This is a genomic window from Cellulophaga sp. 3_MG-2023 (assembly GCF_030546975.1).
In the GTDB taxonomy this organism is placed as follows: Bacteria; Bacteroidota; Bacteroidia; order Flavobacteriales; family Flavobacteriaceae; genus Cellulophaga.
Genome location: NZ_JAUOPS010000001.1, coordinates 356,378 through 378,794, shown reverse-complemented (window position 1 = coordinate 378,794; position 22,417 = coordinate 356,378). Strand labels below are relative to the sequence as shown.

Below are 22,417 nucleotides of genomic sequence, written 5' to 3'. Positions count from 1 at the left end.
AAGTTCATATTTACTCCAAAATAAACTAAAATCACCAAATAAATAAGCACTAAAAATTTTCCAAATTCTTACCTTTGTATCTATAAAAAATTAGTACAATGAGCTTTAGAATAGAAAAAGATACAATGGGCGAGGTACAAGTACCTGCTGATAAATATTGGGGAGCACAAACAGAACGCTCTAGAAACAATTTTAAAATTGGACCAGCTGCATCTATGCCATTAGACATAGTTTACGGATTTGCTTACTTAAAAAAAGCAGCAGCTTACACCAACTGTGAATTAGGTGTTTTATCTACAGAAAAAAGAGATTTAATTGCAAAAGTTTGTGATGAAATTTTAGAAGGTAAACACAACGATCAATTTCCTTTAGTTATATGGCAAACAGGCTCTGGCACACAGAGTAATATGAATGTTAACGAGGTTGTTGCTAACAGAGCTCATGAAATAGCTGGTAATGTTATTGGTGAAGGTGAAAAAACAATACAACCAAATGATGATGTAAACAAATCACAATCATCTAACGATACATTCCCTACTGGAATGCATATTGCTGCCTATAAAAAAATAACTGAGGTTACTATTCCTGGAATTAAACAATTAAGAGATACTTTAGAAAAAAAATCTAAAGAGTTTGCTAATGTTGTAAAAATAGGTCGTACACACCTTATGGATGCTACACCATTAACATTAGGACAAGAATTTTCTGGGTATGTATCTCAATTAAATCACGGTTTAAAAGCACTAGAAAACACATTACCACACTTAGCAGAGCTTGCTCTTGGTGGCACTGCTGTAGGTACAGGTTTAAACACACCTGCTGGATATGATGTTCTAGTTGCTAAATATATTGCAGAATTTACAGGTTTACCTTTTATTACTGCTAAAAATAAATTTGAGGCATTAGCTGCTCATGATGCAATTGTAGAAAGCCATGGAGCTCTTAAGCAATTGGCGGTTTCTTTAAACAAAATTGCCAATGATATTAGAATGATGGCCTCTGGACCACGTTCTGGTATTGGCGAAATAATTATACCAGCTAATGAACCTGGAAGTTCTATTATGCCAGGAAAAGTAAACCCTACACAAGCAGAAGCTATAACTATGGTTTGTGCACAAGTAATGGGTAATGATGTTGCTATAACTGTAGGTGGTACACAAGGACACTATGAGCTTAACGTTTTTAAACCAATGATGGCTGCAAATATATTACAGTCTGCACAATTAATTGGTGATGCTTGTGTTAGTTTTGATGTTAACTGTGCTGCTGGTATAGAGCCAAACCATGCTATAATTAAAGAATTATTAAATAACTCTTTAATGCTTGTAACTGCTTTAAATACTAAAATTGGATATTACAAAGCTGCAGAAATTGCAAATACAGCACATAAAAATGGTACTACATTAAAAGAAGAAGCTATTAATTTAGGTTACGTTACTGCAGAACAGTATGATGAATGGGTAAAACCAGAAGAAATGGTAGGTTCTCTAAAATAGTAAACCAAACCAGTATAAAACAAAAAAGGTGCAATTTTAAATTGCACCTTTTTTTATATCTATAAATAAAAGTTTATTTAAGAGTAAACTCGCTTTTACCTAATATTTTTAATTTAGAATCATAAACTATAGCCATATAATTTCCTTTTTGAAAATCACCAGCTGGCTTATTTACATAATCACAGATGTCTAAAGTTCTGTTCTCGTAGTAAAAAGCAGTTGCTTTACTATAAGTTAAAGATGCTCCACCTTCGTTAGATTTTGTAGTTCCTTCTCCTAAAACATTTCCTTGAGGATCTAAAACTTCTAAATAAAATTCTCTATCACCTGCTTGTGCAATTGCATTGTCTGCAACTGTAAAACAAATTTTAAGTTTATCTGCTCTACCTGCTCTAGTTGTAGAAACTAATTTACCACTACTACGCTCTTTTACTGCATCTACAGAAAACTTAGCTAAATTTAATGCAGAACCTTTTTCTACTGCATCAGCTAATTGTGTATTTTGTACAACTAAAGAATCATTAAAAACTGTTTGTCTAGATAATTCTTGGTAAGTACTATCTCTTTCTATTGCTAACATAGTGTTAGAAGTAGTTAAAGAATCTACTTTTTTAAGTAAAAAAGCTCTTTCTTTCTTTAATAAACTAACTTGTCTTCTATATCTAGATAATGAAGAGATATCTGTTTTCATTGTTTTAACAGAATCAATGTATTTAGCAATTCTGTCTCTAGCTTCAACTAATTCCTCATTAGTAGCGTTACTTTCCATAATAGCTTTGTCATACTCAGACTGTAAGCTAGTTAAATCATTAACTACATATTCTTTCTCTTGTGTTAAAACAGTTTTGGTCTTTTCCCTATCCTTATATAAAGATACAGTATAGGCTATAGACCCTAACAATCCTACTCCTAATAAAACAGCAAGTACTTTTAACCCCGTATTACTCTTTTTCTCACTCATAACAATACTATTAATTCAGTTTAATTTATTAACTTGACTTAAGTTAATCTTTTGGTTCAATTTATATACGTTTTGGTTTAACCATTTAGATTATCTCTACCCAAAAATTGGTTGTAGGTATAGATTAATCGTCTAACGGAAATAATTACTTAAAATTATAATTAACAATGAATAATTTAACATTTATTCCCTTTCAGCCAAAATACGCTAAAACCTTTAAAAAACTAAATTTAGAGTGGATAAAAAAGTATTTTGAAGTAGAAGAAAAGGATATAGAGCTCTTAAACAAGTGCGAAGAGAATATTATAAATAAAGGAGGATACATTTTTTTTGCTAAAATTGATGATACCATTGTAGGATGTGTGGCTTACATTAAAATTAAAGAAAACGTTTATGAGCTAGGTAAAATGGCAGTAAATGAAGATTATCAAGGAAAACGAATTGGCCAAGCATTGTTAGATTATGCTATTGACTTTGCTAAAAAAGAACACTGGCAACAAGTAATTTTATACTCTAGTGTTAAACTTAAAAACGCTTTGCATATTTATAAAAAAATTGGTTTTGTAGAAATTCCTATAGAACCAGATGTTGTATATAAAAGAAGTAGTATAAAAATGGAACTAAACTTAAAATAAAATGAAAAAACTAACGAGTATTGTTGTTATTTGCTTATTTCTAGTGAGCTGCAAAGACGAAAAAAAAACAGACATAGCAACAAAAAATACCACAATAGAAAATTCTAAAGAACGTAAAAGCAACTTTAAAGTTATTCCTATAGAACACGCAACAGCTGTTTTTAACTGGGGAGATACAACTATTTACATTGACCCTGTTGGTGGAGTAAATATGTTTAAAAACCAAGATAAACCAAATTTAATTTTAGTTACAGATATTCACGGAGATCATTTAAATGTAGAAACCCTAGAAGCTATCAACACAGAAAAAACAACAATTATTGCTCCGCAAGCTGTTGCTGATAAATTGTCTGATAATTTAAAAACTAAACTTACTGTACTAAATAATGATGAGTCTGTGGATTTTACTGACATAAAAATTACAGCAATACCAATGTATAATTTAAGAGAAGAAGCTATTAAATTTCACAGTAAAGGTCGTGGTAATGGTTATCTATTAGAAAAAAATGGAGAACGAGTTTATTTCTCTGGTGATACAGAAGACATACCAGAAATGCGCGCTTTACAAAATATAGATAAAGCCTTTATTTGTATGAATTTACCATATACAATGACGGTTAACAGTGCTGCAAGTGCCGTACTAGAATTTAAACCTAAGCAAGTGTACCCTTACCATTACAGGGGAAAACCAGATGTTAGTGACATTGATAAATTTAAAAAATTAGTAACCGAAAGTAATAAAGATATTGAAGTTGTACAATTAGACTGGTACCCAAATAACTCATACTAAAAAAATTAATAAAAGTAAAAAGCTCCTTATATTTTTATAAGGAGCTTTTTTTATCAAAATAATTAAAGGTAATTACCTAATTAATTTTTTATACTTAATACGTTTAGGAATCAAGTCACCACCTAATCGTTTCTTTTTATTCTCTTCATAATCAGAGAAAGAACCTTCAAAGAAATAAACTTGCGAATCTCCTTCAAAAGCTAAGATATGCGTACAAACACGATCTAAAAACCATCTATCGTGAGAAATAACTACAGCACAACCTGCAAAATTATCTAAACCTTCTTCTAAAGCACGCAGTGTATTTACATCCAAGTCATTTGTTGGCTCATCTAAAAGTAACACGTTACCTTCTTCTTTTAACGTCATTGCTAAATGTAAACGGTTACGCTCACCACCAGACAACATACTTACTTTTTTATTTTGCTCACTACCAGAGAAATTAAACCTACTTAAATAAGCTCTAGAGTTTACTTGCTTACCGCCCATCATTACCAACTCTTGCTCATCACTAAAGTTTTGCCAAATTGTTTTTTCTGGATCAATTTTAGAGTGACTCTGATCTACATATGCAATTTTAGCTGTTTCACCAACACTAAACTCGCCCTTATCCGGAGTTTCCTCTCCCATTATCATTCTAAATATTGTTGTTTTACCAGCTCCGTTAGGACCAATAATACCTACAATACCAGCTTGTGGTAAATTAAAGTTTAAGTCTTCATACAATAATTTATCATCAAAAGCTTTACTAACACCTTTAGCCTCTATTACGTTTGTTCCTAAACGTGGACCATTAGGTATGTAAATCTCTAATTTTTCGTCAAGTTGTTTTTGATCTTGACTCATTAATTTATCGTAGTTTTTTAAACGTGCCTTTTGTTTAGTTTGGCGACCTTTAGCTCCTTGGCGTACCCAATCTAACTCTCGTTCTAAAGTTTTTTGGCGTTTAGAGGCTGTTTTGCTTTCATCTGCCATACGTTTAGATTTTTGATCTAACCAGCTAGAGTAGTTTCCTTTCCAAGGAATACCTTCACCTCTATCTAATTCTAAAATCCAACCAGCAACGTTATCTAAAAAGTATCTATCATGCGTTACGGCAATAACAGTACCTTTATACTGTGCCAAATGGTGCTCTAACCAATGTACAGACTCTGCATCTAAGTGGTTGGTAGGCTCATCTAATAATAAAATTTCTGGTTCTTGTAATAACAGTCTACATAAAGCAACTCTTCTACGTTCACCACCAGATAATACACTTATTTTTTTATCGCCATCTGGAGTACGTAATGCATCCATAGCAATTTCTAATTTAGTATCTAACTCCCAAGCATTGCTAGCATCTATCTGGTCTTGTAACACAGCCTGTCTGGCCATTAACTTATCCATTTTATCTGCATCAGAATACACTTCTTCTAAGCCAAACATATCGTTTATCTTATTGTACTCATCTAAAATAGCAACAGTTTCTGCAACACCTTCCTTAACTATTTCTATTACCGTTTTATCATCGTCTAATTGTGGCTCTTGCTCTAAATAACCTACTTTGTATCCTGGAGAAAAAACTACATCACCTTGGTAATTTTTATCTAAGCCAGCTATAATTTTTAATAAAGTAGATTTACCAGATCCGTTAAGACCAAGAATACCAATTTTGGCACCGTAAAAGAAACTTAAATATATATTTTTTAATACTGGTGTATTTGCCGTTTTAAAGGTTTTTGTAACACCAGACATTGAAAAAATGACTTTTTTATCGTCAGACATATCTTTTATTATTATTTAGTTGTTAATTGAATTAAAAAAAGGCAAAACAGCATAAGATTACGCTGTTTTGCCCAAATATATTGTGTTTTACACTCTTCCTTTAAGTGCATTAAAAACCCAAGCAATAGCAAAAAAGCCAAATCCTACGGCTGCAAATCCCCATCCGGCAACATCATCATACCTAAAAGCACCAAGTGCAATTAACGCCAAGCCTACAAATATCATTATAAATGTAGCCCACGCTAAAACTGTATTTTTATTCATCTTCTAATTTTGTTGGTTTAGTAATTGTCAAATATCGTAATTTTATAGGTAATTTACCTAATAAATTAGGCTTCAAAAGGAAAAACTATGTTTGTTTTTTCTCTAATTTGATCTAATAATTGTATTAAGTCTAAACTATTTTGATGAGACCATAGTTTACTTTCTATTTGGTTGTTAGTTATACATTTATGCACCTCCTCTATTTCATAGGTGTAACCTACTCCTAATTTTGGTGTTTTAAAATATTCTTTTTCTCTAGACTTTTCAATATAATAACCTTCTGCTTCATGCCATCTAGTTTCTAATTTTAAAAGACCTTTATCACCTGCTATCTCAGAGCTTGTCTCGGTATTAGCAGTTAAAGCACTATACAAATGCGCCTGTGCATTATCATACTTAAAAATAATAGAAACTTGTTTTTCTACACCTGTTTTATAAAAATTTGCTGTAGCTATTATTTCATTAGGCTTACCCAAAAGTAAATACGCTAAAAAAACAGGATAAATACCAATATCTAATAAAGACCCACCCGCTAAATTTGGATTTAAAAGCCTGCTTTCCTCTGCTCTATCTAAACCATAAAAAGCAAAGTCAGATTTTATATAGCTTATTTCTCCTAACTCTTTTGCATCTACAATTTGCTTTACTTTTTGTATTGATGGCAAAAACCTACTCCATAAAGCTTCCATTAAAAAAACATTGTTTTTTACAGATGCAGCAATCATATTTTTAACCTGTTTTGTATTAACACCCATAGGTTTCTCGCACAAAACGTGTTTACCGCTATTCATTGCCATAACGCTTAGCTCTTTATGTAACGTATGTGGTGTTGCTATATAAACCACGTCTACATCTGCACAGTTAAACAAATCTTGTGCGTTATTATAACTATTTTTTACATTATGCTTGGCAGCAAAGTCTTGACCTTTAGTTTTACTTCTAGAAGAAATTGAAACTAATTTTCCAGTATTCACCAATGCTAAATCTTTAGCAAATTTCTCTGCAATATTCCCTAAACCAACTATACCCCAACCAATTTTTTCTCGCATAAAATAAACTTTTTTTCTAACTTTTATCAAAGTTAAGTAATATCATATATATTATTCCACTTATCTTTATGGTCTAAAGCAATTTTTACAGAATGGATATAAATTTCAATAAGAACGAGGATCACAACAAACTTCTTTTATCAGATTTAAAACATAAATTAAGTAAAGTAAAGTTGGGTGGTGGCAAAAGTAAAATTGAAAAACAACACGCTAAAGGCAAAATGACAGCCAGAGAGCGTATAGATTACCTTTTAGATGATAAAGCAGATGCTATAGAGATAGCTGCTTTTGCCGGTGAAGGTATGTATAAAGAGCACGGTGGTTGCCCATCTGGAGGAGTTGTTATTAAAATAGGTTACGTACAAGGCAAGCAATGCATAGTTGTTGCTAATGATGCTACTGTAAAAGCTGGTGCTTGGTTTCCTATTACCGGAAAAAAGAATTTAAGAGCGCAAGAAATTGCCATAGAAAATAGACTACCAATTATTTACTTGGTAGATAGCGCTGGTGTTTATTTGCCTATGCAAGATGAAATTTTCCCAGACAAAGAACACTTTGGCCGTATTTTTAGAAATAATGCTGTTATGAGTAGTATGGGAATTACTCAAATTTCTGCAGTAATGGGAAGTTGTGTTGCTGGTGGTGCTTATTTGCCAATTATGAGTGATGAAGCTTTAATTGTAGACAAAACAGCTAGTATCTTTTTAGCAGGTAGCTACCTTGTAAAAGCGGCTATTGGTGAAAGTATTGATAATGAAACTTTAGGTGGTGCAACCACACATTGCGAAATATCTGGTGTTACAGATTACAAAGCTAAAGACGATGCTGATGCTTTAGATAAAATTAAAAAAATAGTAAATAAAATTGGTGATTTTGATAAAGCTGGTTTTAACAGAATTGAAGCTAAAAAGCCAAAATTAGACCCTAAAGATATTTACGGTATTTTGCCAAAATCTAGAAGTGACCAGTATGATATGCTTGAAATTATTAAGCGTTTGGTTGATGATTCTGAGTTTGAAGAATACAAAGAAGGTTACGGAAAAACTATAATTACAGGGTATGCTCGTATAAATGGTTGGGCTGTTGGTATTGTTGCAAACCAACGTAAGCTAGTAAAAACCAAAAAAGGAGAAATGCAATTTGGTGGTGTTATTTATAATGACAGCGCAGACAAATCTACCCGTTTTATAGCAAATTGTAACCAAAAGAAAATTCCGCTTGTATTTTTACAAGATGTTACTGGCTTTATGGTTGGTAGTAAAAGTGAGCATAGTGGCATTATAAAAGATGGTGCTAAAATGGTAAACGCTGTTAGCAACTCTGTTGTTCCAAAATTTACAATTGTTATTGGTAATAGTTATGGAGCTGGTAATTATGCTATGTGTGGTAAAGCATACGACCCTAGGTTAATTGCTGCTTGGCCAAGTGCAGAACTCGCTGTAATGAGTGGTAACTCTGCAGCTAAAGTTTTAATGCAAATTGAAAAAGCTTCTTTACTTAAAAAAGGAGAAGAAATAGACGAGAAAAAAGAAAAAGAATTATTTAACAAAGTAAAAGCAAGATATGATGAGCAAATATCTCCTTATTATGCTGCTTCTCGTATTTGGACTGACGGTGTTATAGACCCTTTAGATACTAGAAAATGGATCTCTATGGGTATAGAAGCTGCAAACCACGCTCCTATTGAAAAGCCTTTTAACTTAGGAGTAATACAGGTTTAAACTAGCAATACACCACAATAAAATTATATATCGACACTAAAAAACAACATAATTGGTTATACCTGTTTCTCCTAATATTATCAGGAGAAGCAGTGTTTATATTACCTTTTGTTTTAGCTAGAGTTTTTAGACCTACAGTTTTGGAGGTTTTTAATCTCACAAATTTAGAACTAGGAACTTGCTTTTCTGTTTACGGTTTTGTTGCAATGGGTTCTTATTTATTAGGCGGACCAATTGCAGATAAATTTCCTCCTAGAAAGCTAATTGCCATTGCTTTATTTTCTACTGCTTTAGGTGGATTAGTACTTGCTGCAAACCCTAGCTATTTTGTACTAAAAGTATTGTACGGTTATTGGGGTTTTACAACCATTTTTTTGTTTTGGGCACCAATGATAAAAGCTACTCGTGTTTGGGGCGGAAATACTTCTCAAGGTAAAGCATTTGGCTTTTTAGATGGTGGCAGAGGTTTAGTTGGTGCTAGTTTTGGAGCCTTAGGAGTTTTTATATTTTCTTTATTTATAATTGGTTCTGTAGAAACTGCAAGTTTAGCAAATAGAGCAGAAGCATTTAATTACATTGTTTGGGTAACATCTGCCATAATTGTTGTAATTGGCATAATTGTATGGTTCTTTTTAAAATCTAAAGAAATTAAAGAAGAAGAAATACAACTACAGTCTATCTCTACGCATCAAATAAAAACGGTATTAAAAATACCATCTGTTTGGTTGTTAATGGTTATTATTTTGTGTGCTTATGTTGGCTACAAAATTACAGATGTTTTCTCGCTCTACGCAAAAGAAGTAATGTTATATAATGAGGTTAAATCTGCAGAAATTGGAACACTTTTACTCTTTATTAGACCAGTTATTGGTATTTTAATAGGATTTTTAGCAGATAAAAGCAAAACTACACTTTGGCTTATTATTAGTTTTATACTTAGTATTATAGGAGCTTTACTATTTGCATCGGGAGTTATAACACCTACTAGCACAGCACTATTTATTACATCCATACTAATTACAGTAACCGGAGTTTACGCTGTACGCTCTTTATATTTTGCAACTATGCAAGAAGGTCACATACCTTTGCTATTAACAGGTACTGCCGTAGGCTTAATTTCTATTATTGGCTACACACCAGATATTTTTGCAGGTCCGTTAATGGGTATGTTACTAGATAATTCTCCTGGAGAACTAGGACATCAACACGTATTTGTAATGTTAGCTAGCTTCTCTTTAATTGGCTTACTAGCTTCTGTTTTTTTTTACAGGTTGCAACATAAAAAAAGTGCCAACAGTATTTAGTCAGCACTTTTTAAAAAACACAACCACCATCACTTTTCCTTATAACTCTTTATCCGTTGCATTTACCAAGCGTATAAACTCTGCTCTATACCCTTGCTTATCTTCTCCTCTGCCCTCTTGTGCTAACTTAATAATTGTACTTAAACGTGCATTATTTGTAAACTGAGATTTACGTAATTTAAGTCCAAATAAAACAACTGCAGAAGCAAATTTAAAATCTGCAGACATTACTGTTTCTTCATTTTTTTGAATGTGAACCATTTCTACACTTGTATCAGAATTTGGTTTTTTATATCTAAACTTAACCGTAAACAACTCATCTGTATAGTTAGCTGTAGCTTCTGTATTTGTATACTTTAAATCTGCTACATCTTTTACATAATCACTTTTTACGCCAACGGGAACAACCTCGTAAAGAGCAGTAACCTTATGTCCGCTTCCTAACTCACCAGCATCCTTTGTATCATCTACAAAATCTTCATCTGCCAAAAGTCTATTTTCATAACCAATTAAGCGGTATGCTTGTACTTTAGCAGGATTAAATTCAACCTGAATTTTTACGTCTTTAGCAATAGTATATAATGTACCCCCAAACTCTTTACCAAATACTTTTTGTGCCTCTTGCATAGTATCTATATAAGCGTGGTTACCATTGCCTTTATCAGCAAGAGTTTCTAACTTAGAGTCTTTGTAATTACCCATACCAAAGCCAAGTACAGATAAAAACACACCAGATGCTCTTTTTTCCTCTATTAGCTTTTCCATATCGCTATTACTAGACGCACCAACATTAAAATCGCCATCAGTAGCAAGTATTACCCTGTTATTTCCGTTCTTTTTAAAATTCTTCTCTGCTAATTTATACGCCAATTGAATACCTTGTCCGCCAGCTGTAGAACCTCCAGCTTCTAATTTTTGCAATGCATTTATTATTTTTTCTTTTTGATTTCCATTAGTTGGCTCTAAAACAACTCCTGCAGCACCAGCATATACAACTATAGCTACTTTGTCTTTTTCTCTAAGTTGATGAACCAATAATTTAAAAGCAGATACCAAAAGTGGTAACTTATTATGGTCTTCCATAGACCCCGAAACATCTATTAAAAAAGTTAAGTTAGAAGCTGGTAATTCTTCATTTAAATACTCTTTTCCTTGTAAACCTATACGAACCAATTGTGTTTGTATATTCCAAGGCGTTTTAGCTACATCTGTAGATATAGAAAATGGATGCTCGTCTGTTGGTTGTGGGTAATCATAATCAAAATAATTAACCATTTCTTCAATCTTAACAGCATCAAAAGGAATATTTTCTCCGTTATTTATCATTCTTCTTATATTACTATAACCAGCTTTATCAACATCAATAGAAAAAGTAGAAAGCGGATCTAGTGTAACTTTTTTAAACTGACTTTCTGATAACTTAGCATATTCTTCATCATAATTAATTGTACTAGTATATCCTTTTGTTGTAATAATTACGCATCCATTTTTACCTGCTTCACCAAACAAAACACTTGCCTTAGCAGATTTAAAAACCTCCATAGATTTAATTTTTGATGGTTTAATTTTATAAATAGCTCTGTTACCCTCTTTTGCTGGAACTCCGTTTACAACGTATAATGGTTCATTACCTGCGCTAATTGAAGATACACCTCTAATCTGTATTGGCTTAGCTGTTTTTTTTGTACCCTTTGTAACCTGCACACCTGCAACATTACCTGCTAATTGACTAGAAATATTGTTTTGTATTTTTTCTCTCTTTGTAACCTTTCTAACATTACGCACTCTACTTGAGTATGCTAACTCTGAAGAACTTACATAACTTGTGATAACTACTTCATCCAAAGCTGTATTATCTTCTTCTAAAACTACATCTATTTTAAGATTATCTTTTACTACAACCTCTTTGTATTTATAGCCTATGTAGGTATATGCTAACGTATCTCCTTTAGTAGCTTTTATAGTATATATGCCATCAAAATCTGTGGTAGTGCCATATTTTGCTCCTGTACTAATAATATTTACTCCTGGTAAAGGGCCAGTAGCATCTGTAACTGTACCCGTAATTGTTAGTTCTTGTGCGTTTGCTTGTATGCTACATACAATTATGCAAAGTATAAATAATAGATTTTTCATAAGGTTTAGTTTCTTTTGGTTAGTAAATAGTTAGATGCTGCTACAGAATTAGCTACATATACCTTTTCTATATCTAAAGGGTTTATAGTCTGTAAGATTGAAGTATCTGTATAACGAATACCATCAATAATAACAATGGTATTACTATCACCACGCATTGTAATTTTTGGTATGTTATTATTTTGAGTATTGGTTATTTGTACACCCGGAACTTTAGCTCTAATTGTATTGTACAAGTCTTGCTGTGTGTTTATATTCTCAGTTCCTAACTCATAGATGTTGAATGGAAGATTATCTGATAGTTTTGGAAAGCAGCTATAAAATACATCTCCGTTGTCTGCAACTACAACTTTATCCGTTTTTGTCTGAGCACTTAATTGTGTGCTACAAAAAATAATACATAAGGCAATTAAAAAGTTTTTCATAATGACTGGTTTATAAGTTTAAAACAAACCTACAATACAGACATTGATAGAAAAACATAGAATTAGGGAAGTGTACTTTTGAGTGAGTAAAGTTACTTTTTAAGTAATTGCAGAGTTTTAATACGTTGAATTTTACCAGAATTGGTACGTGTAAACTCTTGTATATAGTATACATCTTTAGGTATTTCATAAAAAGTAAACACCTCAGATTCTTTTAGTGCAGCTAAAATATCTTCATTTTGTTGCTCACCTTCTATGAGCAAAACAAGCTTGTTTTCTAAAACAGGGTCTGGCAAACTAGATACAAAAAAATCGGTTTTAATATAATCAGATAATTTAGCTTCAATCTGCTCTGGATTCAATTTTATTCCTCCAGAGTTTATAATATTATCAAACCTACCTAACCATATAAATTCAGATTCTGAAACTAATTCTACTACATCATTAGTTGTTATAATTTGTGTTGATACTTTTGGTGCATCTATTACCAAACAATTACGATTATCTAAAGAAATTTTTACGTTTGGCAGAGTTTTAAATGATGCCGATTTTATTTCTTTTAAAGCAATATGAGTAATAGTCTCTGTCATCCCATAAGTTTCATACAAATGTGTAGAGGCATTTTTTAATTTATCTTTTAAATCTAAAGAAACTGCTGCACCACCAATTATAAGTGTATCTATTATATGTAATTTTTGTAAACTATTATTTACCTGCATAGGAACCATTGCAGAAAACTTGTATTGTTTGCTTACTTTATTTAAAGGATTAGAACTAGGATCTACATAGTCTATTTCTAAACCAAGAACTAATGCTCTAACTAACATCATTTTACCTGCTATATAACTCGCTGGCAAACACAACAAAGCACTATCACTTTCTTTTAAATGAAAAAAAGCACCTGTTGCTAAAGCAGAATTCATCATCTGCTTTTTATGTATTATTATTGGCTTAGGTGTACCTGTAGAACCAGAAGTATGTACAATTAATGTAGGCGAATTAGAAAGCCAATCTTGCAAAAATAAACCTATGGCATTTTCAAAATTATCTTTCTTAATTAATTCTAAAGTAAACGCTTTTAGACTATCATAAGAGAAAGAAACACCATTAAGTTTAAATTTAGGATGTATTTTTGTATTAAAATGCATTGTCTGTAAGTTGCTCAGGAGTCAATTCCTCTTCTTTTAAAACTTTACCAGTTAGTTTTTCTTTCCAGTTTGTCCACTTATATTTTTTAGCAAAAAGGAATATTAATATTGGATATATTACTAAAACAGGCACAAAAATATCCCAACCTAGTTCTGGCTTACTCACATCTACATAAATAGAATCTGTCTGGAAAACGGTCCAATCTGCAGTAACCAACAAAGCACCAATTAAATTATTAGCAGCGTGAAAACCAAGGGCAAGTTCTAAACCGTCATCCATTAAAGTTATAATACCTAAAAAGAAACCTGTACCAATGTAGTACACCATTATACCATAACCAAGTGTTTCTACCTCTGGGTTAGCCATATGCATAACACCAAACAAAACAGATGTTACAATTAAAGGCACTAGCTTATTACCTGCTAAAATACCCAGACCTTGCATCATATGTCCTCTAAAAAGGTATTCTTCAAAACTGGTTTGTAAGGGTATTAAAAGTATGCTAATAATAGCTAAAGTTATAAAAGGTCCTAGTTTAAAGTTAAAAACAAAATCCTCTGGAGAGAGTACAAAACCTATAGCAAATAAGAATATGGTTAGTAATCCCCAAAAAGCAAAAGAAAAGCCTATACGTTTAAAGTCTATTTTTTTTCTTGCGGTAGTTAAAGATGTTACAGACTGCCCGTGAACAAGTTTTGTCCAACCTAAAACAACCAACAAACCAAAAGCTAAAGGTACTAGGTTAATAGCAAACACAAGGTTTCTGCCAAGTTGCTCTATCATTTTATCCATTAACTCATCTACAGGTACAGGAGAAGCTTTAACAGAGATATAATTAAATATCATTAAAATTATAAAACCTGTAGGAAGAATAAAATACTTCCACATACCTCTTGTTTTTGCTTTTAGTCCTTGTTCTATATACATAAATCTTCTATTAAATTTTGTTGCCAATCTAAGTTATTACGGTAACTAATAGCTCCGTTACTAACCTCCAAAGGACTATTAAAATTGTTGGTATACAAACTACCTGTACCCAAGCCTTGCGGCATTTTACTCTGTAAACTGTAGGTCCATTGTGCAATGGCATTTAAGCCAATATTACTTTCTAAAGCACTTGTAACCCACCAACCAATATTATACTTCTCTGCAATGGTAACCCATTCTTGACAACCTTTAAAACCACCAACTAGACTAGGCTTTAAAATAATATATTGAGGTTGTATAGTTTGTAGCAGGTTTTCCTTTTTTGTTACACCAAAAACACCAATTAATTCTTCATCTAAAGCAATAGGTAATGGCGTAACGGCACACAAATTTTTCATTTGCGCATAATTACCTTGCTTAATTGGCTGTTCTATAGAGTGTAAGTCTAATTCTGCTAAAATTTTAAGTTTATCTAAGGCATCTTCTTTAAAAGCACCATTAGCATCTACACGTAACTCTATTTCCTCTTTTTTATATTTTTTTCTGATCGATTTTAAAAGCGAAACTTCTTTATCAAAATCTATTGCTCCTATTTTCATTTTAATGCAACTAAAACCGTCTTGTAGTTTTTGTTGTATTTGTTGATGCATAAAAGACTCCTCTCCCATCCAAATTAATCCGTTTATAGGAATTGTAGCTTCTTTGGTTGAAAAATCATTTTTAAATAGAATAAAAGGATTTTCTGCTGCTAAAGATAAAAATGCTTGCTCTAAACCAAATTGTATGCTAGGATACTCTACTAAAACACTCAAAAGAGCATCTAATCCCAAATGAATGTTGTTACACACCCAATATAGCTTTTCTTCATAATTTGGAACATCGTCTATACTTAAACCTCTTAAAATTCCGCATTCTCCAATTCCTGTTTTATTATCGTTTTTTAAAATAATAAACCAAGTCTCTTTTTGGGTTAGTATACCACGTGACGTACCACTAGGTCTTTTAAAATCTAGAGTGTATTTTTTATAAATTGCTTTCATAAGACTACAGTATTATACTGTAAGAGAATCACCTATTGGCAATAAATGTAGTTGTTTACCGGCTGCTTTAAACTTTTCTACAGCTTTAGCTTCATCAATCTCTATAAAGCCAAAGGTATCAAAATGGTAACCTAAAATAGTATTACATTCTACAAAGTTAGATGCAATAATAGCATCATCTACACCCATTGTAAAATTATCGCCTATAGGTAAAACAGCTAAGTCTAATTTGGCAAACATTGGTATAAGTTTCATATCCATAGTTAAGGCTGTATCGCCAGCTATGTAAATACTTTTATTTGCTGATGTAATAATAAATCCGCCAGGAAGACCACCTTCAGAACCATCTGTAAATGAAGATGTATGTATTGCGTTTACATATTTTACGGTTCCAAAATCAAAAGTCCAACTACCACCGTGGTTCATTGGGTGCACTTTTAAACCTTTGTTTTCATAATATGTAGCAATTTCAAAATTACTAACAATTACCGCATTAGTTCTTTTTGCTATGTCTTCTACATCTAAAACATGATCTTGATGCGCATGCGTAACTAATATATAATCAGGATTTAAAGTATCTTTATCTACTTGATTATTATTCTTTGGGTTTCCTGAAATAAATGGATCTACTAAAACAGTTTTGCCTCCAACTTCTAGTAACAAAGTTGCGTGACCAAGAAATGTAATTTTCATAGTATGTTATTTTAGTTCAAATTTATTTAAAATTGAACCAAAAACGAACTCCTTCTACAGATTTATCTATATTAAGTGTAGATTGTAACTGATTTACCAAACGGTTCATTAAACGAATACCCATAGATGACTTTGTTCTTTCATCTGTATCCTCTGGTAAACCTACACCGTTATCTGTATACTCAAAGTAACCACCAGTTTCTGTGTTTCTTAAATGAATGTATATTTTTCCGTTTTCATCATTATCTGGAAAAGCATATTTAAAGGAATTAGATACAAGCTCATTTAATATTAAACCAAAAGGGATTGCTCTGTCAATATCTAACTCTACACCTTCTGCATCAATGGTAATATTAATGTTATGTCCGCCTTTTTTAAATACAGACTGCACACTGTTTACCAAACTCTCTACGTAGCCTTGCATTTCTATTACCGATAAATCATCATTCTGATATAATTTTTGATGAATTAAAGCCATTGCTTTTACTCTACTTTTACCCTCTTCTAAAGCCATAATTGCAGCCTTACTTTTAGTATTTTTAGTTTGCAAGCTTAACAAACTAGATACCATTTGAAGGTTATTTTTTACTCTATGGTGAATCTCTTTTAAAAGCGAATCTTTTTCTGTTAACTGACTTTCTATAATGTTATTTTGCTTTGCAATAACACGTTGGTTTTTAATACTTTTAATGTACGCAAATACTAAACCTCCTAAGCCTAATAATGTAAATATTAGTGATATTAAAATAAGACTCATACGCTCATCACTAGCTTGAGCCTCTATTTTTGCATTCTCTAATTCTATCTTTTTTTCGTCTAATCTATCCTCAGAATTTTCTAGTTCTTTTTCAAAAACTGTTGCTATTTGCTGATGCTTTTTTAGCGTTTCATTAACTCTGATAGAATCGTTAATTCTTATATTATTATTTAAATAGAAGTTTGCTCTTCTATAATCGTCCATTTTTTGGTAATAAACCGCTAACAATTGGTTTTTACGCAACACATTAGACACCTTAATTGTTTTTAAGTCATCGTTAATAAGCTCTAAAACCTTGTCTAATTTATTAGTTTGCAAATAACAGTTAGCTAGGTCTAGAGTATTTTCTACAGCATCTTGAGAATACACTTCTACATTATTTTCTCTAATTTTTACCAAACTAGAGTCTAACAAGGGTATTGCCTCTTCGTATCTTTTTAATAACATATAGCATTTACCAATGTTACCTTCTATAACTCCTTTTAACAGCACTCCTTTTACCAATTCATCTTCAGTCTTTGGTCTTGCTATTGTATCTAGATATGTGTTTATAAATTTACGTGCTTCTTGGTATTTTTCTAGTGCTACTTGTGATGATTTATCTAATCTTAAAAAATCTCCAATTTTGTTGTTATAAACAGCTTGCCCGTAATAATCTTGACTAATAACAACATTGCTTTTTTCTCTTATATACTCACTTCTTGCTTTTTGATAAAGTCCTTGATCTGCATATATATCAAAGAATGAAATATTATCTGCTAAACCTAGTTCCTTTTTTTCTTTACGTATTGCAATTTGCTTTTCATATAATTTAAGTTGAGAATAATTCTCATCCATAATATCTAAAAGAGCACTTTTAAGCGTATCACTTAGCTTTGTTTTATCAATATACAACTCGTTGGTAATTGCAATACTTTTATCATACTGAACTAAGTCTTGGTGTATGTGAGCTTGTAATATTCTATAATATTCTACAGAACCATCATCTGGAGCATTTTTTGCCTTTGTTAGCATAGAGTCTATACGCTCTAACCACTCATAACTAGAGTTTTCCTTATACCTATTTGGTGTTTTATAAAAGTATGCAAACTTGTCTTTTGCAGACGGAATTTTAACAAAGCTATCCAAAACAGTTTGTTGTAACTCTATATCTTGTGCTACAGAGGTATTAGTAATTGCAAGTAAAAAAAATAATACTGTTACACATATTTTTGTAGAAAATACGCTGGTGTTAGTTTTTAAAGTGTACTCTATGTTTTTATTGTTACTTAAAAATTCAGCAATTTTTGTAATCATATTAGGGGTCTATTATAAAAAAATTTTGACTTACTTGGGTATAAGTAAAAGAGTGAATTGCCCTAAAACGCTCTTTCTTCTTAAGTTTTTGTTAAACTATAGGGCAAGTTATGATTTTCTTAATAATTATAAGCTCAAAATAGCAAAAATAATAAGGCAAAACTGCTTAAAATGTATAAATGAACCGTAGTTATGTAAGAATGGTAATATATTATTTAATATTACAAGGTTTCATTAAATATTAGCAACAAAAAAGCCTTGCTAGAAAATTAGCAAGGCTTTGTAATATATTTTAGGGTAACTAGGAGTTCATTGAAGAAATAATAAACTCTTTAAATTCTTTTGATATAGGGATTAACTTATCATTAATCATAACATCTTTGGAGTTCACAGCACCAATATGATCTACATTAACAATGTAAGATTTGTGAGCTCTATAAAACTTGTCCCTAGGTAGTTTTTCTAAATAATCTTTTAGTGGTGATCTAACTAGGAATTTTTTATCTGCAGTGTTTACTTCTAGGTATACATTATCAGCTTTTATAAACTGTATATCTGTAAAGTTTATTCTGTAATATAAATGTTGCTTTTTAACAAAAATAGAATCCTTTAATACAGAATTGGACATTGGCTTTTCTACATCATCCTCTGTAAGACCTTGTTTATCTAAATAATTAAAGTTAGATAATGCAATTTCTATTGACGTATATAAATCTTGTTGCTCAAAAGGTTTTACTAAATAACCATTTGGCTTAACAACTTTTGCCTTTTCTACTGTAGCTCTATCAGAGTTAGATGTTACAAAAATAAATGGTATGTTATAGTTGTCTCTAATATGCTTACCTAAATCTATACCGGTTTTGTCTGATGCTAGTATGATATCTATAAGAACTAAATCTACCTCTGTTGTTCTTAATACTTCTTCCGCTTGCTCGTATACAATTACGTTACCAACTATTTCATAGCCAATTTCTTCTAGCATAGATTGCATATCATCTGCTATAATAACGTTATCTTCTACAATTAATATTTTTATGGGTTTTTCCAATTCTGTTGGTTTTATAATGGACTTTATCTATGCTAATTTACAAAAAATTATTAAAACTAAAATAAAACAAAATAGCGAATAAAAAACTGCTTAAGGCTACTATTTTGAGTTCTGGATCCATTGTTGATGAATCCTTCATTTTTAAAACTTTTATAAAGTGTTTAGCAATAGGGATATAAGCTAATATCCACAGAAAGTTTAAAAAATTTGTATAATTATATACCGTAAAACACAATACGCATATAAAGCTAGTTATAAGTATTGAATAATGGTATCTTTTTCCGTTTAAAAAACCCATTTTAACTACAATCGTGTTTTTTCCTGAGTTTTTATCAGAAACAATATCTCTTAAATTATTTAAGTTAAGTACAGCTACACTTAGCAACCCTATGGTAACTGCCGGTAAAATAGTTATTATATACAAAGACTTTGTAAGCAAAAACATAGAACCAAGTACACTTACAAGTCCAAAAAAGATAAATACAAAAACATCTCCTAGACCTCTGTAGCCGTAGGCAGATTTACCAACAGTGTATTTTATTGATGCCCAAACAGCAAAAACTCCTAGTAAAAAAAATATTCCTATATAAATAAGGCTATCTGTTGTAAAAGCAGATAATATTAATGCTATTATTAAAAAAAGACTAATTGCAATAGCAACTATAATTCCTTTTTTAAGTTCCTTACGGCTAAGTATACCACTTTGCAAGGCACGTTTTGGACCTATTCTGTCATCATTATCTGTGCCTTTTACGCCATCTCCATAATCATTAGCAAAATTAGATGTTACCTGTAAGGCAACAGTAGTTAAAAGTGCTAATACAAAAATGGTAATATTGTCAAAACCATAAAAACTAGCTAAAGCATAACCAACAATAATTCCGGAAATAGATAATGGTAAGGTTCTTAACCTGGCTGCATTTACCCAAGCTTTTAATTTCATTCTTAGTTAGGATTCTCTATTTTTAGTCTTTTGCCATCTTTATATGAGGCAACAAAAGCATCTTCAAAACCCATTTTTACAAGCTGCAACCTAAAAGTTCTTGCTTCTTCAATAGTTTCAAAATTTCCAATAGAATATGTATAAAAAGGATTATTCTTTACAAATAATGTATTTGCTAAAGAGTTAGATACCAATGTGACATTGTTGTCTACAAATGTTTTTACTTGTACAGAATAAATTGTTTGTTTTTCTAGAATATTACGAGCTAAATAAAAATCATTAACAAAGTTTAATTCTTCGTTTTGCTCTTTTAGGTTATTTATACGAGATTTAATAACATCTAAACTATCTATAGAAACTAAAATATTATTATTCTCTTCTGTATTAAAAGCTCTTGCTCTTGTAGATAAACCTGCTGAGAAAGAAGTAAACACCAAAGTACCAAGAAAAAATACAGCCGCAATTACACCTAAGACATTACGCTGCCTTCTCTTCCTCTTTAATTCTTTATTTTTATATTTAATTTGATCTAATAAACGTTCGTTCATTAATTGAGCCTTATCAATATCTTTGTGTAGCTCTAATAAATCTACTTCTTCAATAAATGGCATATTTTAAATTTACAGGTTGGTTAATGTTTGCTTATAGTTATATGGTCTATGCAATTTAACGTTTTTTAAACTAAAATAAAATATTGTAGTATTTAATTTAAGGCACAATATTACTATTGTAAGTTTAATTTTACAAACTAACTCCTAATTATTTAAATCAAATATATTCCGTCTGGTTTAATTTCTATTCTACGTTCTCTGTACAATGTTCCAATTCCTTTTTTAAAGGCCTTTTTACTTAGCTGTAGTTCTCTTTTTATATCTTCAGGATCAGATTTATCATGTAAGCCTAAAAAGCCTCCATTATCCTTTAATTTTTCGTAAATAGTATTAGCCGTTGGCTCTAAAATTAAATGCCCTAGAGGTTGTAGAGAAACATCAATTTTATTGTCTGGTCGTATGTTTTTAATATATCCTATTTGTTTATCACCAATTGCTATATCTTTAAATACTTCATTAGCATACACCAAGCCTTTATGCAGGTTATTAATTATTACTTCCCAACCAAGATCGGTTTTACGAGTAAATAATACATTTACCTCATCATTATTCTCTACAGTTAACTCTTCGTTAGATAAAAACTTATCTAATTTATTAGATGCAACCAACCTATCTGTTTGCTCATCCAAATAACAATAAACAATATACCATTGATTGTCTACCATTTTAGTTCGTTGTTCTCTAAATGGCACTAATAAATGCTTCTCTAATCCCCATTCCATAAAAGCACCAAAGTTATTAACCTCAGCTACACGCAACAAATGAAAATCATTACGAATAATGTATGGTTTTAATGTTGTAGCAATAGGTCTCTCATCATAATCTAAATAGCAGAATACAGTAAGCATATCTCCTATTTCAAAATTCTCTGGCACATATTTATTTGGTAACAAAACATCGTTACCGTCTGTATCTCCTAAAAACAAACCAACACTGGTATCTCTTAATATTTCTAAAGAGTTGTATTTTCCTAATTCCATTTTACTATTATATGCTACAAAAGTACAGTAAAAAAAAGAGGCTACCTTACTTAGGTAGCCTCTTTTACATAATTTATTAAAATCTATTTATTGTAAACAGACTCCTTTTTAAAATGTTGTGCTAATTTGTAATACACAACAGCTCTATGTTTGTTTCTGTTAGAAGCACCGTATTTATCCATAACAGCTTTAATACCTTCCATTAACTTAGGATCATCACTCATCCCTAACTTTTTCATTAAAAAGTTTTTCTTCACTGTTTCTAATTCTTTTTCATCTGAACCAGATACTTTAGAAGAATCTTTATTATAAATAGACGGACCTAAACCAATAGTTACTTTTGTTAATAAATCCATATCTGCAGTTTCTCCAAACTTATCTTTTAAATCCGCTGCATACTTTGTAATTAAATCATCTCTTTGACTCAT

At 31.3% G+C, this 22,417-nt stretch carries 21 protein-coding genes; 5 read left to right on the top strand and 16 right to left on the bottom strand.

Features of this window, described 5'->3' with window-relative positions:
• Positions 1–98 precede the first annotated feature (98 nt).
• A complete protein-coding gene (gene fumC / locus Q4487_RS01495) occupies positions 99–1,496 on the top strand; it encodes a class II fumarate hydratase (RefSeq protein WP_303542612.1) in 1,398 nt (465 codons plus the stop codon).
• Between the two features lie 73 nt (positions 1,497–1,569).
• Here the strand turns inward: fumC and Q4487_RS01490 are convergent, their stop codons facing one another.
• Entirely contained in the window at positions 1,570–2,457 is an 888-nt protein-coding gene (locus Q4487_RS01490) for a hypothetical protein (RefSeq protein ID WP_100896174.1), read from the bottom strand.
• A gap of 167 nt (positions 2,458–2,624) precedes the next feature.
• On the opposite strand from Q4487_RS01490, the gene Q4487_RS01485 reads away from it, so the two are divergent.
• Together Q4487_RS01485 and Q4487_RS01480 are read left to right on the top strand one after the other, a co-directional pair.
• Complete coding sequence (locus Q4487_RS01485; RefSeq protein ID WP_303542609.1) at positions 2,625–3,092, top strand: GNAT family N-acetyltransferase; 468 nt, start codon at positions 2,625–2,627, stop codon at positions 3,090–3,092.
• A gap of 1 nt (position 3,093) precedes the next feature.
• The gene (locus tag Q4487_RS01480; protein WP_303542607.1) at positions 3,094–3,882 is read left to right on the top strand and encodes an MBL fold metallo-hydrolase; all 789 of its coding nucleotides are present in this window, start codon (positions 3,094–3,096) and stop codon (positions 3,880–3,882) included.
• 72 nt (positions 3,883–3,954) lie between these two features.
• Here the strand turns inward: Q4487_RS01480 and ettA are convergent, their stop codons facing one another.
• The 3 genes from ettA to Q4487_RS01465 form a co-directional block, all read right to left on the bottom strand.
• Complete coding sequence (gene ettA, locus Q4487_RS01475) at positions 3,955–5,646, bottom strand: energy-dependent translational throttle protein EttA (protein ID WP_100896177.1); 1,692 nt, start codon at positions 5,644–5,646, stop codon at positions 3,955–3,957.
• Between the two features lie 87 nt (positions 5,647–5,733).
• Positions 5,734–5,910 carry a CAL67264 family membrane protein gene (locus tag Q4487_RS01470; RefSeq protein ID WP_170854685.1) on the bottom strand — a complete coding sequence of 59 codons (177 nt, stop codon included), beginning with the start codon at positions 5,908–5,910 and terminating at the stop codon, positions 5,734–5,736.
• Positions 5,911–5,975: 65 nt separating this feature from the next.
• Positions 5,976–6,959 (bottom strand): Gfo/Idh/MocA family protein, encoded by a 984-nt coding sequence (locus Q4487_RS01465; RefSeq protein ID WP_303542603.1) that lies wholly within the window; start codon positions 6,957–6,959, stop codon positions 5,976–5,978.
• 92 nt (positions 6,960–7,051) lie between these two features.
• Here Q4487_RS01465 and Q4487_RS01460 point away from each other — a divergent pair, with 92 nt between their 5' ends.
• Positions 7,052–8,680, top strand: a complete 1,629-nt coding sequence (locus tag Q4487_RS01460) for an acyl-CoA carboxylase subunit beta (RefSeq protein ID WP_303542601.1) — start codon at positions 7,052–7,054, stop codon at positions 8,678–8,680.
• Positions 8,681–8,709: 29 nt separating this feature from the next.
• A complete protein-coding gene (locus Q4487_RS01455; RefSeq protein ID WP_303542836.1) occupies positions 8,710–9,984 on the top strand; it encodes an MFS transporter in 1,275 nt (424 codons plus the stop codon).
• 39 nt (positions 9,985–10,023) lie between these two features.
• Here the strand turns inward: Q4487_RS01455 and Q4487_RS01450 are convergent, their stop codons facing one another.
• The 12 genes from Q4487_RS01450 to Q4487_RS01395 all read right to left on the bottom strand — a co-directional run bounded on the left by Q4487_RS01450 (position 10,024) and on the right by Q4487_RS01395 (position 22,417).
• Positions 10,024–12,120 (bottom strand): von Willebrand factor type A domain-containing protein, encoded by a 2,097-nt coding sequence (locus Q4487_RS01450; RefSeq protein ID WP_303542599.1) that lies wholly within the window; start codon positions 12,118–12,120, stop codon positions 10,024–10,026.
• 5 nt (positions 12,121–12,125) lie between these two features.
• Positions 12,126–12,545, bottom strand: a complete 420-nt coding sequence (locus tag Q4487_RS01445; protein ID WP_303542598.1) for a Plug domain-containing protein — start codon at positions 12,543–12,545, stop codon at positions 12,126–12,128.
• 92 nt (positions 12,546–12,637) lie between these two features.
• Positions 12,638–13,693 (bottom strand): AMP-binding protein, encoded by a 1,056-nt coding sequence (locus tag Q4487_RS01440; RefSeq protein ID WP_303542596.1) that lies wholly within the window; start codon positions 13,691–13,693, stop codon positions 12,638–12,640.
• Positions 13,683–14,621, bottom strand: a complete 939-nt coding sequence (locus Q4487_RS01435; protein ID WP_303542594.1) for a CPBP family intramembrane glutamic endopeptidase — start codon at positions 14,619–14,621, stop codon at positions 13,683–13,685. The genes Q4487_RS01440 and Q4487_RS01435 overlap by 11 nt, the downstream gene beginning before the upstream one ends.
• The gene (locus tag Q4487_RS01430) at positions 14,612–15,661 is read right to left on the bottom strand and encodes an o-succinylbenzoate synthase (RefSeq protein WP_303542592.1); all 1,050 of its coding nucleotides are present in this window, start codon (positions 15,659–15,661) and stop codon (positions 14,612–14,614) included. The genes Q4487_RS01435 and Q4487_RS01430 overlap by 10 nt, the downstream gene beginning before the upstream one ends.
• 12 nt (positions 15,662–15,673) lie before the next feature.
• Positions 15,674–16,354 carry a metal-dependent hydrolase gene (locus Q4487_RS01425; RefSeq protein WP_303542590.1) on the bottom strand — a complete coding sequence of 227 codons (681 nt, stop codon included), beginning with the start codon at positions 16,352–16,354 and terminating at the stop codon, positions 15,674–15,676.
• Between the two features lie 22 nt (positions 16,355–16,376).
• Entirely contained in the window at positions 16,377–18,407 is a 2,031-nt protein-coding gene (locus Q4487_RS01420; protein WP_303542589.1) for a sensor histidine kinase, read from the bottom strand.
• A 301-nt stretch (positions 18,408–18,708) separates the two neighbouring features.
• A complete protein-coding gene (locus Q4487_RS01415; protein ID WP_100896187.1) occupies positions 18,709–19,455 on the bottom strand; it encodes a LytTR family DNA-binding domain-containing protein in 747 nt (248 codons plus the stop codon).
• Between the two features lie 37 nt (positions 19,456–19,492).
• Positions 19,493–20,398 carry a 1,4-dihydroxy-2-naphthoate octaprenyltransferase gene (gene menA, locus Q4487_RS01410; protein WP_303542585.1) on the bottom strand — a complete coding sequence of 302 codons (906 nt, stop codon included), beginning with the start codon at positions 20,396–20,398 and terminating at the stop codon, positions 19,493–19,495.
• Between the two features lie 2 nt (positions 20,399–20,400).
• Complete coding sequence (locus Q4487_RS01405) at positions 20,401–21,009, bottom strand: SPOR domain-containing protein (protein ID WP_100896189.1); 609 nt, start codon at positions 21,007–21,009, stop codon at positions 20,401–20,403.
• Positions 21,010–21,161: 152 nt separating this feature from the next.
• Positions 21,162–21,989: a S1 RNA-binding domain-containing protein gene (locus Q4487_RS01400; RefSeq protein WP_100896190.1), complete on the bottom strand. Its 828-nt coding sequence runs from the start codon at positions 21,987–21,989 to the stop codon at positions 21,162–21,164.
• An 83-nt stretch (positions 21,990–22,072) separates the two neighbouring features.
• On the bottom strand, positions 22,073–22,417 hold the full coding sequence (locus tag Q4487_RS01395; RefSeq protein ID WP_100896191.1) for a DUF2853 family protein: 345 nt from the start codon (positions 22,415–22,417) through the stop codon (positions 22,073–22,075).

Coding starts and splice junctions, on each gene's coding strand:
- fumC (WP_303542612.1), top strand. CDS start 99: ATGAGCTTTAGAATAGAAAAAGATACAATGGGCGAGGTACAAGTACCT.
- Q4487_RS01490 (WP_100896174.1), bottom strand. CDS start 2,457: ATGAGTGAGAAAAAGAGTAATACGGGGTTAAAAGTACTTGCTGTTTTA.
- Q4487_RS01485 (WP_303542609.1), top strand. CDS start 2,625: ATGAATAATTTAACATTTATTCCCTTTCAGCCAAAATACGCTAAAACC.
- Q4487_RS01480 (WP_303542607.1), top strand. CDS start 3,094: ATGAAAAAACTAACGAGTATTGTTGTTATTTGCTTATTTCTAGTGAGC.
- ettA (WP_100896177.1), bottom strand. CDS start 5,646: ATGTCTGACGATAAAAAAGTCATTTTTTCAATGTCTGGTGTTACAAAA.
- Q4487_RS01470 (WP_170854685.1), bottom strand. CDS start 5,910: ATGAATAAAAATACAGTTTTAGCGTGGGCTACATTTATAATGATATTT.
- Q4487_RS01465 (WP_303542603.1), bottom strand. CDS start 6,959: ATGCGAGAAAAAATTGGTTGGGGTATAGTTGGTTTAGGGAATATTGCA.
- Q4487_RS01460 (WP_303542601.1), top strand. CDS start 7,052: ATGGATATAAATTTCAATAAGAACGAGGATCACAACAAACTTCTTTTA.
- Q4487_RS01450 (WP_303542599.1), bottom strand. CDS start 12,120: ATGAAAAATCTATTATTTATACTTTGCATAATTGTATGTAGCATACAA.
- Q4487_RS01445 (WP_303542598.1), bottom strand. CDS start 12,545: ATGAAAAACTTTTTAATTGCCTTATGTATTATTTTTTGTAGCACACAA.
- Q4487_RS01440 (WP_303542596.1), bottom strand. CDS start 13,693: ATGCATTTTAATACAAAAATACATCCTAAATTTAAACTTAATGGTGTT.
- Q4487_RS01435 (WP_303542594.1), bottom strand. CDS start 14,621: ATGTATATAGAACAAGGACTAAAAGCAAAAACAAGAGGTATGTGGAAG.
- Q4487_RS01430 (WP_303542592.1), bottom strand. CDS start 15,661: ATGAAAGCAATTTATAAAAAATACACTCTAGATTTTAAAAGACCTAGT.
- Q4487_RS01425 (WP_303542590.1), bottom strand. CDS start 16,354: ATGAAAATTACATTTCTTGGTCACGCAACTTTGTTACTAGAAGTTGGA.
- Q4487_RS01420 (WP_303542589.1), bottom strand. CDS start 18,407: ATGATTACAAAAATTGCTGAATTTTTAAGTAACAATAAAAACATAGAG.
- menA (WP_303542585.1), bottom strand. CDS start 20,398: ATGAAATTAAAAGCTTGGGTAAATGCAGCCAGGTTAAGAACCTTACCA.
- Q4487_RS01405 (WP_100896189.1), bottom strand. CDS start 21,009: ATGCCATTTATTGAAGAAGTAGATTTATTAGAGCTACACAAAGATATT.
- Q4487_RS01400 (WP_100896190.1), bottom strand. CDS start 21,989: ATGGAATTAGGAAAATACAACTCTTTAGAAATATTAAGAGATACCAGT.
- Q4487_RS01395 (WP_100896191.1), bottom strand. CDS start 22,417: ATGAGTCAAAGAGATGATTTAATTACAAAGTATGCAGCGGATTTAAAA.